Source organism: Aquitalea aquatica, assembly GCF_013911085.1.
GTDB classification, from domain to species: domain Bacteria; phylum Pseudomonadota; class Gammaproteobacteria; order Burkholderiales; family Chromobacteriaceae; genus Aquitalea; species Aquitalea aquatica.
Window position 1 is genome coordinate 89,179 of the sequence record NZ_JACERN010000040.1, and the last position, 15,762, is coordinate 104,940.

The 15,762-nt window shown below is 60.5% G+C and carries 15 protein-coding genes and 4 tRNA genes; 13 read left to right on the forward strand and 6 right to left on the reverse strand.

Translation table 11 applies throughout. The features are described from left to right. Positions 1 to 28 precede the first annotated feature (28 nt). Both H2Z84_RS17235 and H2Z84_RS17240 read left to right on the forward strand, forming a co-directional pair. Entirely contained in the window at positions 29 to 502 is a 474-nt protein-coding gene (locus tag H2Z84_RS17235; protein WP_059284509.1) for an NUDIX hydrolase, read from the forward strand. Positions 503 to 510: 8 nt separating this feature from the next. Further along, a complete protein-coding gene (locus H2Z84_RS17240) occupies positions 511 to 864 on the forward strand; it encodes a thioredoxin family protein (RefSeq protein WP_181837043.1) in 354 nt (117 codons plus the stop codon). Positions 865 to 866: 2 nt separating this feature from the next. Here H2Z84_RS17240 and H2Z84_RS17245 read toward each other — a convergent pair whose 3' ends face one another. Further along, the gene (locus tag H2Z84_RS17245) at positions 867 to 1,643 is read right to left on the reverse strand and encodes a helix-turn-helix transcriptional regulator (RefSeq protein ID WP_220272893.1); all 777 of its coding nucleotides are present in this window, start codon (positions 1,641 to 1,643) and stop codon (positions 867 to 869) included. 119 nt (positions 1,644 to 1,762) lie between these two features. On the opposite strand from H2Z84_RS17245, the gene H2Z84_RS17250 reads away from it, so the two are divergent. Genes H2Z84_RS17250 through H2Z84_RS17260 form a run of 3 tightly spaced genes read left to right on the forward strand, consistent with a single transcriptional unit; the run spans position 1,763 to position 5,733 of the window. Further along, on the forward strand, positions 1,763 to 2,857 hold the full coding sequence (locus H2Z84_RS17250; protein WP_181837045.1) for a polyamine ABC transporter substrate-binding protein: 1,095 nt from the start codon (positions 1,763 to 1,765) through the stop codon (positions 2,855 to 2,857). Between the two features lie 21 nt (positions 2,858 to 2,878). Then, entirely contained in the window at positions 2,879 to 4,282 is a 1,404-nt protein-coding gene (locus H2Z84_RS17255) for a DUF3138 family protein (RefSeq protein WP_181837046.1), read from the forward strand. 17 nt (positions 4,283 to 4,299) lie between these two features. Beyond that, positions 4,300 to 5,733 carry an amidase gene (locus H2Z84_RS17260; protein WP_181837047.1) on the forward strand — a complete coding sequence of 478 codons (1,434 nt, stop codon included), beginning with the start codon at positions 4,300 to 4,302 and terminating at the stop codon, positions 5,731 to 5,733. Positions 5,734 to 5,802: 69 nt separating this feature from the next. Here H2Z84_RS17260 and H2Z84_RS17265 read toward each other — a convergent pair whose 3' ends face one another. The 3 genes from H2Z84_RS17265 to folD all read right to left on the reverse strand — a co-directional run bounded on the left by H2Z84_RS17265 (position 5,803) and on the right by folD (position 8,282). Then, positions 5,803 to 6,405 carry a hypothetical protein gene (locus H2Z84_RS17265; protein ID WP_181837048.1) on the reverse strand — a complete coding sequence of 201 codons (603 nt, stop codon included), beginning with the start codon at positions 6,403 to 6,405 and terminating at the stop codon, positions 5,803 to 5,805. A gap of 9 nt (positions 6,406 to 6,414) precedes the next feature. After that, on the reverse strand, positions 6,415 to 7,278 hold the full coding sequence (gene purU / locus H2Z84_RS17270) for a formyltetrahydrofolate deformylase (RefSeq protein WP_124643601.1): 864 nt from the start codon (positions 7,276 to 7,278) through the stop codon (positions 6,415 to 6,417). A 152-nt stretch (positions 7,279 to 7,430) separates the two neighbouring features. After that, positions 7,431 to 8,282, reverse strand: a complete 852-nt coding sequence (gene folD, locus H2Z84_RS17275) for a bifunctional methylenetetrahydrofolate dehydrogenase/methenyltetrahydrofolate cyclohydrolase FolD (RefSeq protein ID WP_181837049.1) — start codon at positions 8,280 to 8,282, stop codon at positions 7,431 to 7,433. Positions 8,283 to 8,543: 261 nt separating this feature from the next. Between folD and H2Z84_RS17280 the strand changes: the two genes are divergently transcribed. The 5 genes from H2Z84_RS17280 to H2Z84_RS17300 all read left to right on the forward strand — a co-directional run bounded on the left by H2Z84_RS17280 (position 8,544) and on the right by H2Z84_RS17300 (position 9,796). Then, a tRNA-Pro gene (locus H2Z84_RS17280) sits at positions 8,544 to 8,620 on the forward strand. Between the two features lie 19 nt (positions 8,621 to 8,639). Further along, positions 8,640 to 8,716 (forward strand) — tRNA-Arg (locus H2Z84_RS17285). A gap of 41 nt (positions 8,717 to 8,757) precedes the next feature. Continuing rightward, positions 8,758 to 8,833, forward strand: a tRNA-His gene (locus H2Z84_RS17290). A 49-nt stretch (positions 8,834 to 8,882) separates the two neighbouring features. After that, a tRNA-His gene (locus tag H2Z84_RS17295) sits at positions 8,883 to 8,958 on the forward strand. Positions 8,959 to 9,124: 166 nt separating this feature from the next. Further along, entirely contained in the window at positions 9,125 to 9,796 is a 672-nt protein-coding gene (locus H2Z84_RS17300) for a GntR family transcriptional regulator (protein WP_124643599.1), read from the forward strand. Positions 9,797 to 9,842: 46 nt separating this feature from the next. On the opposite strand, the gene H2Z84_RS17305 is transcribed toward H2Z84_RS17300, so the two are convergent. Next, complete coding sequence (locus H2Z84_RS17305; RefSeq protein ID WP_181837050.1) at positions 9,843 to 10,775, reverse strand: LysR family transcriptional regulator; 933 nt, start codon at positions 10,773 to 10,775, stop codon at positions 9,843 to 9,845. 124 nt (positions 10,776 to 10,899) lie between these two features. On the opposite strand from H2Z84_RS17305, the gene H2Z84_RS17310 reads away from it, so the two are divergent. The 3 genes from H2Z84_RS17310 to H2Z84_RS21490 all read left to right on the forward strand — a co-directional run bounded on the left by H2Z84_RS17310 (position 10,900) and on the right by H2Z84_RS21490 (position 14,260). Continuing rightward, complete coding sequence (locus H2Z84_RS17310; RefSeq protein WP_181837051.1) at positions 10,900 to 11,754, forward strand: pirin family protein; 855 nt, start codon at positions 10,900 to 10,902, stop codon at positions 11,752 to 11,754. Positions 11,755 to 11,855: 101 nt separating this feature from the next. Next, positions 11,856 to 12,731 carry a pirin family protein gene (locus H2Z84_RS17315; RefSeq protein ID WP_181837052.1) on the forward strand — a complete coding sequence of 292 codons (876 nt, stop codon included), beginning with the start codon at positions 11,856 to 11,858 and terminating at the stop codon, positions 12,729 to 12,731. 203 nt (positions 12,732 to 12,934) lie between these two features. After that, the gene (locus H2Z84_RS21490; protein WP_220272894.1) at positions 12,935 to 14,260 is read left to right on the forward strand and encodes a methyl-accepting chemotaxis protein; all 1,326 of its coding nucleotides are present in this window, start codon (positions 12,935 to 12,937) and stop codon (positions 14,258 to 14,260) included. Between the two features lie 123 nt (positions 14,261 to 14,383). Here the strand turns inward: H2Z84_RS21490 and H2Z84_RS17325 are convergent, their stop codons facing one another. After that, positions 14,384 to 15,565, reverse strand: a complete 1,182-nt coding sequence (locus H2Z84_RS17325) for an ABC transporter substrate-binding protein (RefSeq protein WP_220272895.1) — start codon at positions 15,563 to 15,565, stop codon at positions 14,384 to 14,386. Between the last annotated feature and the right edge of the window lie 197 nt (positions 15,566 to 15,762).

Genomic DNA, 15,762 nt, shown 5'->3' on the forward strand with positions numbered 1-15,762 from the left:
TGCGGCCCGTATCTGTTAATAGAGACGAATGAGAACTTTGGACGACAAAAAACCGGATCAACGGCTGCCGGCTGATCTGGCAAGACGCGCTACCGCCATCATTGAGCTGCCTGATGGCGTTCTGGTCACGGCGGCACGCGGCGGTCGCTACAACCTGCCAGGTGGCAAAGCCAGCCGGGGCGAGCTGCGCTCCCAGGCCCTGATTCGCGAAATCCGCGAGGAAACCGGCCTGCGCATCAACTCCATGCTCTACCTGTTTGACCACATCACCCCGCATAACGCCCACAAGGTTTACCTGTGCATTGCCCAGGGTCAGCCCAAGCCGCAAGGGGAAATCGAACGCATTGCCCTGGTATCTTCTCCAGATACCGATGTTGACCTGTTTGTCGAAGGCCGTGCCATCCTGCGGCGCTACGCACGACTGCGTGGCGAGGAAACCGCCAAGGGTCAGGCTCTGCGTGCCATTCTGGGGCTGGCACGCTATATCGCCAAAGTAGACTGAACACCACCATGCCTGCCAGCGTTCCGCTCTGGCTGACGCTGGACGAATTCGACTTTCATCACCGCCTGCCGGCACTGCCCGGCAACACGCTGGTACTGTTCGGCCAGCCAGGCTGCGCCGCCTGTCGCAGCTGGCGGCAGGCATTGAGCCAGTGGCAGCCGGCTGCGCTGCAACAACTGGCCTATGTCGATGTGCAGCAATGCATGGCGCTGGCGCACCAGTACGACATCTTCCACCTGCCCACTTTATTGCTGTTTGTGGATGGCCATTATCACGGCCAACTGCACAGCCCGCTGCAAGCGCAGGCTATCGACCGCACACTGGCGGCCCTGCTGGCCACCCCGGCCGCAGAAGAACCCTGACCCTAGACACAGGCCAGACACCAGCCATACAGCTGAGCCTTGCTTTTCACCCCCAACTTGAGAAAAGCGCGATCAATATAGGTTTTGCAGCTGGATTCCTTGACCCCCAGTTGCACTGCTGCACCCTGTGCCGACATGCCCTGCAGCAGGCAATGACACATTGCCTGCTCACGCGGAGACAGGCGAATGCCGGTGGTGGCCAGCCGCTTGTCAAACAGATGGGGCAAGGATGGCAGCTGAGAGCGGCGCAGCGACACCGTCAGGCGCGCATGCTGCACCAGCAAGGGTAATAGCAAGGCCACCAGTCGCCGCAACAAGGCCAGCTCCTCCAGCGCAAACGGCGGCTGATCACGCTGCCGGTATAGCGCCAGGGCATACACGCCATCGGCCGCCCGCCCCAGCAGATTGCACTCGGCACTGATCTGATGGCGGCGAAACACATCATCGACATAATCCTGGGCCGCGATGTCCTCATGCCGGATCAACACCAGCTGCGGGTCCTGCAAAGGCGTAATGTGGGACAGCAGCGGGTCCTGCCGCCAGTGCTTTTCCAGATAGCTCAGCAAGGCCGGCTCACTGTCCTGCACCCCATCCGCGCTGCGGGAAAACAACCAGTCCACCGACTGCACCACCGCATCCGCCGCCGGCTGATTGAAGCGGGCCGCGCTCAGATGACACAGGGGGATCTGCGCATGCAGCCATTGCCATAGCTTGTGTGGAAAATCTGCCCCGCCCAAGCTGGCCACCAGCTCCGCCGCTGTCTCCAGCGGTATGTGCATCTCCCCGCTCATTCTGCCTCCCTCTGCGCTGTTGTTGTTGTTGTCCCCCCAAGTGGGGACAGCCAGCCCTCGCCCGCTCTGCGACAGTAAGCCCGTCATCAAGCTGTCATGGAGCCAACATGTCGCACCCCATCTTGCCACGCGCACTACTCATCGCTGCCTGCACCCTGAGTGCCGGCAGCACCTGGGCAACCGAGACGCTCAATTTCTTCAACTGGGCGGATTATGCCGGCAAAAATACCGTCAGCGGTTTTGAACGGGAAACCGGCATCAAAGTACGCTACGACCCCTTCGATAGCGAGGAAACCCTGCAAGCGAAAATGCTGGTGGGGCACTCCGCCTACGATGTCGTCGTACCCTCCTCCGGCTTCCTGCGCAACCAGCTGCAGGCCGGGCTGTATCAGAAGCTGGACAAGAGCCGCTTGCCCAACTGGAAAAACCTCGACCCGCAGCTGATGCAGAAGCTGGAAAGCGTCGACCCGGGCAACCAGTATGCCATTCCGTGGACCTGGGGCACGACCGGCCTGGCTATCAACAGCAAGGCACGCCAGTTGCTGGGGCCGGGCGCACCGCTGGACAGCTGGGCCGTACTGTTGAATCCGCAATATCTGTCACGGCTGCAAAACTGCGGCGTGGGCATGCTCGACTCCCCGGCCGACATCGCCGCCATCGCCCTGCGCTATCTGCACAAGGATATCAACAAGGCCAACAGCAAAGATCTGCAAGAAGCCTTCGAACTGCTCAAGGGTATTCGCCCCTACATTTCCCAGTTCAACAGCAACAGCTATGTCAGTGATCTGGCACTGGGCGACCTGTGTATCGCCGTCGGCTGGTCCGGCGACGTACAGCAAGCCAGGCTGCAAGCCCGCAGCAGCAAAAAACCTTTCCAGATCGACTACATCATCCCCAAAGAGGGCTCGGCAATCTGGTTCGATGTCATGACCGTCCCCAAGGATGCACCCAACCTGAACGCCGCCTACAAGTGGCTGAATTACATCGAAAAGCCCGAAGTCCACGCCGACATCAGCAACAGCACTTTTTACCTGAGCGCCAACAAGCCGGCCAATGCACTGGTCAAGGCGGAGATTCGTGACGACCCGGCGGTCAATCCGGACAGCGCCACACTGCAGCGGCTGACTGCCGTACAAGGCCTGCCACCGGAGTTGATGCGACAGCTCAATCGACTGTGGGCCAACTTCAAGACCGGCCGTTAAGCAGAAATCGGGGACCATACCATGCGCACCATCACCACCTGCTGGCTGGGAGCCAGCTTGCTGAGCAGCCTGCCCTTACTGGCACAGGCAGATGAACTGGACACGCTGAAAGCCAGCATTGCCAGCATGCAGCAGCAATTACAGCAACTACAACAACAACTGCAGCAGCCCCCGGCACCCCGGCCTGCGGCAGTGGCTGACGACATGGCCAGCGAAACACGCCAGCAGCTGAACAATATGGAAATGAAACTGGACAAGCTGAGCGATGCCGCCGACAACGGCCCGCTGGCCAATCTGTCGATCAGCGGCTATCTGGACCCGCTCTACGTCTTCAATCGCCAGCAACACCGCAGCGGCTTCAGCTTCGTCAACCACGACGCGCATTACGCCTATGACACTGCCAACCTGGGTGATGTCTATCTGGATATCAAGAAAGGTTTTGGCAGCGGCCCGATGGCCCCCTATGCCGAAATCACCATCCAGCCCAATCGCGGTAGCGGCGTCACCACCTCGTGGAATGCCAGCAGCGCCAACGACAGCATCATCAACAGCGCCCAGCTGGTGATTCCGCTCGACCAGCACTGGCAGGTATTTGCCGGGCAGATTCCCTCCTTTGCCGGCTATGAATACGCCACCAGTCCGCAAACGCTGACCATCAGCCACAACCTGCTATACGACTTCAGCGAACCGGCCTTCTTTGTCGGCGGCGGGGCGCAGTGGGTATCCGGCCAGTGGCTATGGAAGGGCATGTTGGGCAATGAGGCCGGCCGCACCGAGACCGCCCAGGTCGGGCAGCGCCGCAATAGCACACCATCGTTCAGCTGGCGCATGGATTACCAGTACACCAATAACATCGACATCGGCTGGTCCGGTCTGATCGGCCGCGGCACTGCCGCCGATTACAGCGGCACGGCGACAGCCTTTCAGCCCGTGTTCTACACCGAGCTGGATATCAGTAGCAGCAATCTCAACGACACCATCAATGCCCAGCTCGATTACGGCAGTGCCGGCGGCAGCGCGCTCAATGGCGGCCGAGCCCAATGGTGGGGCCTGTCCTTGCTGCGGCATCACCGTTTCGATTCTGCCTGGCTGGGCAAGATGGGCTGGACACTGCGCTACGACTACCTGGACAACAGCAAAAACGGCGGCGGCACCCCCAATCTGGCGCTGGGCAGTAGCGGCAATGATGGTGCCAACGGCTTTGGCAGCGACCCGGCCTGTGTCGCTGCCAATGGTGTGGCCGGCTGTAGCGGAGCGAAACGGCAGGACATTACCGCCGCCTTGCTGTTCTATCCCAGCGAACAACTGCAGCTGAAGCTGGAATACCGTCACGACATCGCCAGCCAAGCCACCTTTGATAACAACAGCGGCGGCACCGGCAAGCACAACGATGTGCTGAGTGCCCAGGCTGTCTACAGCTTCTAACACCGAGAGCCATCTACATGAAACAAGATCTCTACTACCTGTCGGCCAGCGATGCCCTGCGCCAGTTCCGCAACGGCAGCCTGTCGCCGGTCACCCTGATGCAGGCCCTGCTGGAACGGGCTGCGCGGCAACAGCACACCATCAACGCCACCACCCGCATCCTGCACGACAGCGCCATGCGCCAGGCCGAGCAGGCAGCCGAGCGTTACCGCCTGGGCACTGCACGGCCGCTGGAGGGCATACCGGTGGCGGTAAAAGAAGAAACCGATGTCGCCGGCTGGCAAAACACCGTGGGTTCGCTGGCCATCGAGAACTACATCCCCGACCACAACCACCCCATCATCGACAAGCTGCTACAAGCAGGAGCGATTCTGCATCTGCAGACCACCAATCCGGAATTCTGCTGCCTGGGCCAGACCTGGAGCCGGCGCTGGGGAGTAACACGCAATCCGTGGAATCCGCGCTACACCTGCTCAGGCTCCAGCGGTGGCAGCGCCGCCGTGCTGGCCGCGGGCCTGGCCCCGCTGGCCACCGGCAGCGATATGGCCGGCTCCACCCGCCTACCCGCCGCCTTTCAGGGACTGTATGGCTACAAGCCACCGTTTGGCCGGCTGCCCAGCGCCGCTGGCGAGGAGCTGTTTGCCTTCGCCGCCGAAGGGCCGCTGGCACGCCACTTCGATGATCTGGTACTGATGCAGAACATTCTGTCCGGCCCACACCCGGACAGCTATGCCAGCCTGCCCTACCAGCCCTTGCCCAGCCAGTATGCCGACCTCAGCGGCTGGAAAATCGCCTGGCATCCCACGCTGGGCAGCCCGGCAGTGTGTCCGCAGGTGCGGCACAATCTGGAGCAGGCCGTCGCGGGCTTGCGCCGGCGCGGTGCAGTGGTGGAGCAGGTAGACATCTGCTGGGACATGCTGGAAATTTCGCAGGTCTTGCTGGAAGGCATCTTCGGCTTGTTTTTCAGCGAGTACTTACAAGAACTGCCAGACACGGCCTATCCACAACTAAGCAGCTATATACAACAACTGTGGCGCGACTTCCGTGGCAAGCCCGCCTCGGTCTCCCGTGCGGCGGAACTGGCCGGCCGGCTGCATCAGGACATGCAGCAAAAGGTATGGGGACCGGGCTATCAGGCTTTCCTGTGCCCGACCAGTTTCACCACCGAATTGGAGGCCGATCTGGACCCCACGGTGCAAAACAGCATTCTGGTGGACGGGGTGGCGCTGGACAGCTATCTGGGCTGGGCGGCCACCCCGCCGTTCAATCTGCTCAGCCGCTACCCGGCACTGTCAGTGCCGACCGGGCTGGCGGCAAATGGCGTGCCCACCGGCATGCAGATCATTGCCCCGCCATTTCAGGATGAAGTCGCCTTCCAGGTGGCATATAACCACGAACAAGCCGCCCGGCACGGTCTGTATCGTCAGTGCTTCCCGCCGCTGGCCGACTAGCCTTGCCACGCAACAAGGGCAGCCCGTGGGCTGCCCTTGTTGTCGATACGCATCCGGCAATGCCGGGGTTTACAGATCGCTCTTGCCGCCCTCGGCCGGTGCATCAGCGGCCGGTGCGGTCGCCTCGCTCACCGAGCTCAGCATGTCTTGCGGAATGCTCACCCAGCCCAGCGAACTGGACAGCTGCAAACACATGGCCAGCGTCAGCATGGCCACCGGTGCAAACAGCATCACCCCCAGCAGCACCCGTACCCGCCGGACCCCCGACACCACCGCCAGGCTGTTGACCAGCAGGGCAATAGTCAGCAGCGACAGCGCCAGATCAGCCCCCAGCGCAGCATCATCCGGCAGCCAGCTGGTGAGCGGCTCGAAAAACTGCAGGCTGTTACACAGTACGATCAGCCCGAACAGCGAAGCCGTTGGCTGCCATTTGGCCAGCCGCAGCCAGATCGTCATGAACTGGGTGAACAGCAACGTTTCCAGCCAGGTAAACAGCAGCATGAAGCCCATGCGCCCGGCAATATTATTGCCCAGCTCGCCAGTACCGCCGCTGGCCACCAAACCCAGTACAGTCAACAGCAATGCCGGCAACCAGCGCGGATACTGGTATTGCTCCGGCGGGCCGACACGGAAGCGCAACAGGCCGATGAAATCATCAATCAGACGATGCATGATGCCGGCTCAGTCGAAAACGACGGTTTTGTTTGAGTAGGACAGAATGCGATCGTCCACATGCCAGCGCACGGCGCGTGACAACACCACTTTTTCCAGATCGCGGCCTTTCTGGATCAGGTCTTCCACATCGTCACGGTGCGAGATGCGCGTGACTTCCTGCTCGATGATCGGACCTTCGTCCAGATCCTCGGTGACATAGTGACTGGTGGCACCAATCAGCTTCACGCCACGCGCAAAGGCGCGGTGATAGGGCTTGGCGCCATCGAATGCCGGCAAAAAGCTGTGGTGGATGTTGATCACACGGTCCGGATAGCGTTTGACGAACTCACCGGACAACACCTGCATATAGCGCGCCAGCACGATGAAATCGACACCCGCCTCTTCCAGCAGGCGGAACTGCTCGGCCTCGGCCTCAGCCTTGTTGTCACGCGTTACCGGGACAACGTGGAAGGGAATGCCGTTGAATTCCACCAGGCGGCGGCAATCTTCGTGATTGGCGATCACCAGCGGGATATCGCAATTCAGCTCGCCAATGCGCCAGCGGTGCAGCAGGTCGACCAGACAATGCTCGTACTTGGACACAAAAATGGCCATGCGCGGCTTGCGACTGGACAACGACACCTTCCAGGTCATGTTGTGCTCGGCGGCAATTGGCTGAAACGCTGCGGCAAAAGCCTCCATCGGCAAGGTAAAACCATCCAGTTCCCACTGGATACGCATCAGGAACAGGTTTTCGCTCGCATCCTGATGCTGGTCGGCATGCATGATGTTGGCGTTGTAAGTCATCAGGAAATTGGCCAGGGCCGCTACCAGGCCCTTCTTGTCCGGTGCGCTGATCAGCAGCGTGGCCGATTGTCGGGTATTGCTCATTGTCCAGTCTCTTTTCTTTACATAATCAACGGCGGCCAACTGGCCACCACTTGCAAATACGGTTGGTCCACGCTGCGCACAAAATGACAAACGCCACACGCCGCAGGGAAACTGCCCCTGCTGCCTGTGGCGCTGCTTGCCGGTAAACGGGATCAGGCGTTCAGATTGGCCGAATCCAGCGTATTCTGCAACAGCGTTGCCACGGTCATCGGGCCCACACCACCCGGTACCGGGGTGATGAAGCTGGCGCGTTCGGCCGCAGCGGCGAATTCCACATCGCCCACCAGCTTGCCGGTGTCCAGGCGATTGATACCCACATCGATCACCACCGCACCCGGCTTGATCCATTCACCCTTGATAAAGCCAGGCATGCCCACGGCAGCCACCACGATGTCCGCCTCGCCCACTTCGCGCGCCAGATCCTGGGTAGCGCTGTGGCAGACCGTTACCGTGGCGCGAGCCATCAGCATTTCCAGCGCCTGCGGGCGGCCCACGATATTGGATGCGCCTACGATAACGGCCTTCTTGCCCTTGGGGTCGATGCCATATTCTTCCAGCAGCGTCATCACGCCACGCGGCGTGCAGGGACGCAGCAGCGGCATCTTGATGGCCAGGCGGCCCATATTATAGGGATGGAAGCCGTCGACATCCTTTTTCGGATCGATACGCTCGATCACCGCTTGCGGGTCGATCTGCTTGGGCAGCGGCAGCTGCACCAGAATGCCGTCCACCGTGGCATCGGCATTCAGGGTATCGATAATGTCCAGCAGCTCCTGCTGGCTGGTTTCAGCCGGCAGATCATAAGCCACCGAACGGATGCCGGCCTTTTCACAGGAGCGCTTCTTGCTGCCTACATACACGCTGGAAGCAGGATCGCTGCCCACCAGAATCACCGCCAGGGCCGGTGCCCGCTTGCCTGCTGCCACACGAGCCTGCACCCCTTCGCCAACCTTGGCGATGAGTTGTTCTGCTACTGCCTTACCATCAATGAGTTGCGCTGCCATGCCTGATTCCGTATGGAACTTGAAAAGAGGCGGCAATTTTCTCATTTTTTGGGTTTTTACGAAACCACAAAAATACATTAGGAATAATTTCACGTAAAGCAAAATTCACAAAATAAGCATCTATATATCATGTAGTTACTAGCCAGCCCGTGACAGCCGGCTAGCGCCCCCGGCCAAGGCCAGCCAGCCGCCCTGCAAAAAAAATTGCAACACGGTGTTGACAGCTTTCAGTCCAATCCGTATATTTGCGTTCTCTGTCGTCGGGGCGTAGCGCAGCCTGGTAGCGCACCTGATTTGGGATCAGGGGGTCGCGAGTTCGAATCCCGCCGCCCCGACCAGACAAAGCCCGATATGTGAGTGCCCGTAGCTCAACCGGATAGAGCACCGGCCTTCTAAGCCGGGGGTTACAGGTTCGATTCCTGTCGGGCGCACCAGTAGCCGAAGTTAAAGTTGTTGTAGAATGCAGTACCCTGTGGTGGATGTAGCTCAGTTGGTAGAGTCCAGGATTGTGATTCCTGTTGTCGTGGGTTCGAGCCCCATCATCCACCCCACCTTATTCAGACAGTCAGCCTCGTGCTGATGTGTCGCACCGCTTCAGCGGTGGATGTAGCTCAGTTGGTAGAGTCCAGGATTGTGATTCCTGTTGTCGTGGGTTCGAGCCCCATCATCCACCCCAGTCTGAAAAGAAAAACCCGGCCCCGGCCGGGTTTTTCTTTTGTCTTTGGCAAATTCTTGCACATTTGCGACACAAACCTACGCAATGTCCTCTTGTCTGACAGTACAAGCTCCGTATAATCGAATACATTTGCATTTATCCGATTGACTGACAGACACTAAAAACCATGACTACCCTGCAGCCGATCAAGCGCCAGACGCTGACCAGTGCCGTAACCGAATCGCTTCGCCAGCGCCTTCTCTCGGGAGAATTCGTCGACGGCCAACAATTGCGCCAGGAAGCGCTATCCAATGAATACGGCGTCAGCCGGGTGCCGGTGCGTGAAGCACTGCGCCAGCTGGAGGCCGAAGGGCTGATCCAGATCATCGACCACAAGGGTGCCATCGTCTCCAAGCTATCGCTGGACGACGTGCTGGAGCTGCTGGAAATCCGCGCCATGCTGGAAAGCTCGGTGCTGAAAGCCTCTATTCCCTGTCAGACCTCGGCCGACATCACACTGGCCGAGCAGACCCTGCACGAATTCGAAGTGGCCCTGCAAAAAAACGATGTCCGCCACTGGGGCGAACTCAACTCGCGCTTTCACCTGGCGCTATATCGTGCAGCCAAACGCCCCAATACCCTGGCCCTGATCGAACAGCTGCACAACAAGACCGATCGCTACACCCGCATGCAGATCCTGTTTACCCGCACCATGGAGCGCGCCCACGAGGAGCACACCCGGCTGCTGGAGTTGTGCAAGCAAGGCGCCGCCGAAGAAGCTGCTGAATTCATCCGCTTCCACATCCTGTCGGCAGGTCATGCACTGGAGCATTATCTGCAAGGCCAGCAAGGCCACTGAACCGGCCGCGCGGCAATATCGATAACGACCAGCCACGCTGGTCGTTTTACTTTGTACCGTCCGCTCCGGGATAAGCCTGGTACTGCGCGCGCCAGCGCTCGGCCTCGGCACGCAGACAGCTTGCCAACTGCAAAGTGGCTGGCCCGGCCGCCGGCGGGTCCGCCAGCACAAGGTACAAGCCAGCCTTGCGCAAAGCCCCATGCGCCAGCGGCAAGGGCTTGAGCCGGCCCGCCGCCACGCTGTCGGCAATGCGGTGCCAGGCCAGCCAGCCAAAGGCAAAGCCCTGCTCCACTGCTGCAATGGCCGTTTCCGGCTGTGATACCGTCCAGCGCTGCCAGGCACCCAGCCAGCCTTCATCGCGCGGCTGACGCTGGCCAGAATCACGCAACACCACCTGCACCTGCTGTTGCAGATCTTCCATGCCCAGCTGCCGGCCAAGCGCATGCAAGGGATGATGTGGCGCTGCACAGGCAACGAACTCGGCATCCAGCAGCCAGTCACCCAGAAAACCCTGCGGCACCCGCCCCGCCACCGCCAGCTCCACCTGCCCACCATGCAGGGCATCATCAGCCCCCGACATCACCACCTCATGCATTTGCAAGCGGGTATTGGCGCAATGCGTGGCAAACTGCCCCAGCGCCGGCAGCAATGCGGGGGTGGGAAACAGGCTGTCCACCGCCAGCCGCACCTCGGCCTCCCAGCCCTGCTGCAAGGCACGTGCTTTGTCCTCCAGCCGCAAGGCAGCAGCCAATACATTTTGCGCATCGCGCAGCAGCACCTCGCCGGCCGGAGTCAGCTGCATGCGCCGCCCCTGCGGGCTGAGCAGCTCTACGCCCAGTTGCTCCTGTAACCGTGCCACCATATAGCTGACCGAAGACTGGCTACGATGCAGCTGTGCGGCTGCCTGGGCGAAACCGCCTTCGCTGACAATGCTCTGCAACACCTGCCACTGCTCCCAGGTGGTTTTTGCCTGTTTCATTGATTTGATTTTCCGATAAATATCTACTGATTTTTGCGCTTTTTTATCATAATTTCCACTGCAATAATGCCAGACATCAAGCAGGGCCAGACATTCTGTCCGCCCACGAGCAAGGAGAATCGCAATGAGCAAGCAAGCCATCAGCCGTGAAGTGGAAGGCCTGGTCAACGGCATGGAAGTATCAGATGGTGCCGGTGTCCGCCTGCTGCGGGTACTGACCCACGATCTGCAACGCCGGCTCGACCCCTTCCTGATGCTGGACGAATTCCGCTCGGACAATCCGGACGACTATATCGCCGGCTTCCCGGACCACCCGCACCGTGGCTTTGAAACCGTCACCTATATGCTGGATGGCCGCATGCGCCACCGCGACAGCACCGGCCAGGAAGGCCTGCTGGGGCCGGGCGGCGTGCAGTGGATGACCGCCGGACGTGGCCTGGTGCACTCGGAAATCCCCGAACAGCAAGACGGCCTGATGCACGGTTTTCAGCTGTGGGTGAACCTGCCAGCAAAAAACAAGATGGTAGACCCCTGGTATCGCGACATCCCCAGTGCCGAGATTCCCGAGCGCGACACCGCTGCTGGTAGCCATCTGCGGCTGATTGCCGGTTGCGTGGACAGCCAGCCGGCTGCCATCCAGCGCCTGGATACCGAACCGCTGTACCTGGACGTGCATCTGGCAGGTGGGCAGAGTGAATTTTTTGCCATCCCGGCAGGACACAATGCCTTCCTCTATGTTTATCAGGGTGAGGTGCAGGCTGGCAGCCATGAACAAGTGGTAGGCCAGCGCCAGATGGCCATTCTGGCCAATGACGGCGCCGCCAGCGGCATCCGGGTTAGCAGCTTACAGCCAGCCCGCTTCCTGCTGCTGGCCGGCAAGCCGCTGAACGAGCCGATTGCGCAGTGGGGACCTTTCGTGATGAATACCCGTGCGGAACTGGAAGCCGCTGCCGACGACTTCCGCAATGGTCGCTTTTAAGGCAGCAAACAGGGCCTGCTCACCCGAGTATGCGGTGCTGCAGGCTCTGCCACGGGCCAGCCAGCTGGCCCGTTTTTTGATGAATTACAGAGGGTAGACAGATGACTACATGGAGCGCGCACATCAGCGCCAAAACCAGTGATATCGGCTTTCCGGTACGCCGCCTGCTACCCAGTGGGCAGGCCCGCCACATCGGACCCTTCATTTTTCTCGACCACATGGGGCCCGCCCATTTCAACCTGACCGAGCGCGGCAATGACGTGCGGCCACACCCGCATATCGGTCTGGCCACCCTCACCTATTTGTTCAGCGGTGCCATGCTGCACCGTGACAGCCTGGGTAGCGTGCAGCGCATCGAGCCTGGCGCAGCCAACCTGATGGTGGCCGGGCGCGGCATCGTGCACTCGGAACGGATTCCGGACGACATCCGCAGCAGCGGCCAGGCGGTGGAAGGGCTGCAACTCTGGCTGGCGCTGCCGCTGGCTCTGGAAGAGTGCGAGCCCGCGTTCATGCACTATGCCAGCACTGAGCTGCCACTCTGGCAACAGGATGGCAGCCAGGTACAACTGGTATTGGGCCAGGCCTGGGGATACAGCTCACCGGTCGCCTTCCCCGGCGAGGCCCTGTATGCGGTGATCGAGATGGCCGCCGGAGCAGAGCTGGCCATTCCCGCCGGTTTTGCCGAACGTGGCATCTATCTGGCCAGTGGCCGCATCAGCCTGGGCGGCGAGTCGCTGCAAGCCGGAGAACTGGGACTGCTGGCGGAAGAGTCACGGGAGGTCCTCATCCGCGCCGAACAAGCCAGCCGACTGGCCTTGCTGGCCGGCCCCACGTCAGACGCCCACCGCATCCTGGATTGGAATTTCGTTTCCAGCCGCATGGAGCGCATCCGCCAGGCAAGGGACGACTGGCAACAGGGTCGCTTTGCCGCCGTTCCCGGTGAAACCGAGTTCATCCCCTTGCCACCACGTCGCTGATACCACCTGACAGTGTGGCTGGCATGCCGCAGCACCCGCCCTGCGCTGAAAACACCAAACCACTTATGGTTGAATTTTCTTGGATCATGGAAGATATTTCCTTAACAAATTTAAGTATTTCCACGAAACCTCAGCCACAGACACAAGAGACGCCATTTGCGGCGTCAACCGGCTGCCAGCAGGATTATCTGACGGAGAAGACCATGTTCAACCGCAAGCTGCATGCACAGCTGGAAGCTCAGGCCACAATCAATCAGGAGCTGCAAGGCTTGCTGGATGCGGTCAGCGCCTCCACCGCCATCATTCGCTTCGATCTGGACTGCAAGGTAGTCCATGCCAATGAAAATTTTGCCCGCACCATGGGCTATGCCAGCGCGGCAGAACTACAGGGCCTGCATCACCGCAGCTTTTGCGATGCGGCCTATGCTGGCTCCCGCGAGTACAGCAGCTTTTGGGACAGCCTGCAGCGCGGGCAGGCTTTCACCGGCCAGATCAAGCGGCTGAAGAAGGATGGCACGCCGGTGTGGCTGGAAGCCAGTTACAACCCGATACGCGATAGCGCCGGCAAGCTGATCGGCTTCATCAAATTCGCCAGCGACGTGACCGACAAGGTGGTCGCCGCACAGAAAAACCAGGCGGCACTCAATGCCATCGACCGCTCGATGGCGGTCATCGAATTCCAGCCCGATGGCACCATTATCAGCGCCAACGCCAATTTCCTCAGCACCATGGGCTATGGCAAGGAAGAGCTGATCGGACGCAATCACCGTCAACTGTGTTCAAACGAACTGGTGCAAAGCGAAAGCTACCAGCGCTTGTGGAACAATCTGCGTGGCGGACAGTTCTTTGCCGGCCGCATCGTCCGTATCGCCCGCGATGGTAGCGAACGCTGGCTGGAGGCCACTTACAATCCGGTGTTCGACAACGAAGGCAAGGTCATCTCTATCATCAAGTTCGCCACCGATGTCACTGAGGCAATGAAACGGCAGCAGCAGGAGCGAGATAGCGCTGTCTTCGCGTTCAACACCTCGCAACAGACCCGCCACTGGGCTGACGAGGGGGTCAGCAGCGTGCAGCAAGCTGTGCACGAAATCGAGGATATGGCCGTGGATATTGGCAAGGCCGGCGATAACGTCCAGCAGCTGGGCACAAACTCCGAGCGCATCGGCAGTATTGTGCAAACCATCAAGGACATCGCCGATCAGACCAATCTGCTGGCCCTGAACGCCGCCATCGAAGCTGCTCGTGCGGGCGAAATGGGCCGTGGCTTTGCCGTGGTGGCCGATGAAGTGCGCAAGCTGGCGGAACGCACCAGTGCGTCCACCGCAGAAATTTCGCAGATGGTGTCATCCATCCAGACCAGCACCGGGGCTGCGGTGGACAGCATGAGCGTGATTGGCGTCAAGGCACGCTCCAGCGTAGACAATGTCGGCAAGGTCGGCGACATCATCACCCAGATCCGTAGCGGGGCAGATTCCGTAGTGACAGCCATCCAGCAAATCGCCAGCGAACGCGGCGTCAACACCTGAGCACCAAGTACCATGTTCAAGAGCCTGTTCACAATCTAGCGAACGCAGGGGCAGGCCGGGCGGCATGGCGTACTGAACAGCACGGCGCAGCATCACCCGAGTAGCGCAGATCGCAAACCGGCGCTAGCGCCGTGGCTTGTCGGCCGGGTAGGCATACACCACCCGGCCACGCTCCACCTTGCCGATCACCGGCACGCTCAGTTCCAGGGCTTCATGATCGGTCTGGCTGAAAGGCTGCTTGTACGTGGTGATTACCCCGGCCACCGGCTGCTTGAGGTTTTCCAGCGCCCGTACAATAGCCGCCCCATCCAGCGAGCCAGCCTGGCGGATGGCTTCCGCCATCAGTTTCATGCCGTCATAGCCTTGTGCTGCCGAAGGGGGTGATGGGATGCGCCGAGTGTGAAACAGCCACTGGTAGCCATCGAGAAAATCGCGCCGGCGCGGAGTGTCATCCTCGTCCGGGATATAGCTTTGCACCATGCGCGCGCCCTCGCCGTTGGGGCCGGCATTGTCGATGAAATTGGACATCGACAGCGTCCAGCTGCCGATGATGGGCACTTTCCAGTCCATGCGCGCCATGGTATTGGCCAGCTCGGCCAGCTCCGGGCCAATGGCATAAGTCAGAATGGCCTGGCTGCCGGCATTGCGTGCCTGCAGCAGGAAATTGGCCATGTCCCGCTCCTGCAGATTGAAGCGCGCCACATAGCTGGGCTTGAGGCCGTTCTGCCCCAATGCGCGCTCCAGCTCCATCAGCCCCTGATAGCCGTAATTGGTATTGTCGGCAAAAATGGCCAGCTTGCGATAGCCAGAACGCTGTACCGCCTCGCGCACGATCAGTGGTGCTTGCAAGTCATCGGCAGCCGCCACCCGGAAAATGAAATTGTCACTATTGCCATGTAGCGGAAACTGGCGGGTCAGGATAGCCGCCGTTGCCACCGCCAGCATAACCGGAACCCGCGCATCCTGATAATTCTTGCTGGCAGCCAATGCCACCCCGGTGTTGACGAACCCTACCACCGCCACCACCCGGTCCTGGGTCAGCAGTTGCTGCGCCACTTTCAGGCCACGCGCCGGCAGGCCCGCATCGTCACGCTCCACCAGCTCGATGGGCCGGCCCAGTAGCCCGCCGCTGCGGTTGAGTTCCGCCGCCGCCAGCCGGATGCCATTGCGCATGCTCAGGCCCATTGGCGCAGAACCACCGGTAAAGGCTCCAGGCACACCAATGCGAATGGGTTGCGGTGCTGCCAGCACCAGGCTGCACGCCAGACACAATAAAGCCCCACCCATTAAGCTGATCCCGCGCATGCTGCCCGTCTTCCCGCCTGATTGAAACCAGCCGCGAGATTACCCCCGGCACAGGCATGGACTCAAGTGCCATGCGCATTGACATGCCGGCAGAGCACAACCGGGGGCCAACCCTTACAGCCAGCCGCCGCCGCTTGTCGTAAACTGGAGCAAATCATTCCGGCTCGCCTGCGACCCGGCTCTTCGCCACCCACCCT

Excerpts from the sequence above, each read along its gene's own strand:
- H2Z84_RS17235 (WP_059284509.1), top strand. The coding sequence starts at position 29 with ATGAGAACTTTGGACGACAAAAAACCGGATCAACGGCTGCCGGCTGAT.
- H2Z84_RS17240 (WP_181837043.1), top strand. The coding sequence starts at position 511 with ATGCCTGCCAGCGTTCCGCTCTGGCTGACGCTGGACGAATTCGACTTT.
- H2Z84_RS17245 (WP_220272893.1), bottom strand. The coding sequence starts at position 1,643 with ATGCACATACCGCTGGAGACAGCGGCGGAGCTGGTGGCCAGCTTGGGC.
- H2Z84_RS17250 (WP_181837045.1), top strand. The coding sequence starts at position 1,763 with ATGTCGCACCCCATCTTGCCACGCGCACTACTCATCGCTGCCTGCACC.
- H2Z84_RS17255 (WP_181837046.1), top strand. The coding sequence starts at position 2,879 with ATGCGCACCATCACCACCTGCTGGCTGGGAGCCAGCTTGCTGAGCAGC.
- H2Z84_RS17260 (WP_181837047.1), top strand. The coding sequence starts at position 4,300 with ATGAAACAAGATCTCTACTACCTGTCGGCCAGCGATGCCCTGCGCCAG.
- H2Z84_RS17265 (WP_181837048.1), bottom strand. The coding sequence starts at position 6,405 with ATGCATCGTCTGATTGATGATTTCATCGGCCTGTTGCGCTTCCGTGTC.
- purU (WP_124643601.1), bottom strand. The coding sequence starts at position 7,278 with ATGAGCAATACCCGACAATCGGCCACGCTGCTGATCAGCGCACCGGAC.
- folD (WP_181837049.1), bottom strand. The coding sequence starts at position 8,282 with ATGGCAGCGCAACTCATTGATGGTAAGGCAGTAGCAGAACAACTCATC.
- H2Z84_RS17300 (WP_124643599.1), top strand. The coding sequence starts at position 9,125 with ATGACTACCCTGCAGCCGATCAAGCGCCAGACGCTGACCAGTGCCGTA.
- H2Z84_RS17305 (WP_181837050.1), bottom strand. The coding sequence starts at position 10,775 with ATGAAACAGGCAAAAACCACCTGGGAGCAGTGGCAGGTGTTGCAGAGC.
- H2Z84_RS17310 (WP_181837051.1), top strand. The coding sequence starts at position 10,900 with ATGAGCAAGCAAGCCATCAGCCGTGAAGTGGAAGGCCTGGTCAACGGC.
- H2Z84_RS17315 (WP_181837052.1), top strand. The coding sequence starts at position 11,856 with ATGACTACATGGAGCGCGCACATCAGCGCCAAAACCAGTGATATCGGC.
- H2Z84_RS21490 (WP_220272894.1), top strand. The coding sequence starts at position 12,935 with ATGTTCAACCGCAAGCTGCATGCACAGCTGGAAGCTCAGGCCACAATC.
- H2Z84_RS17325 (WP_220272895.1), bottom strand. The coding sequence starts at position 15,565 with ATGCGCGGGATCAGCTTAATGGGTGGGGCTTTATTGTGTCTGGCGTGC.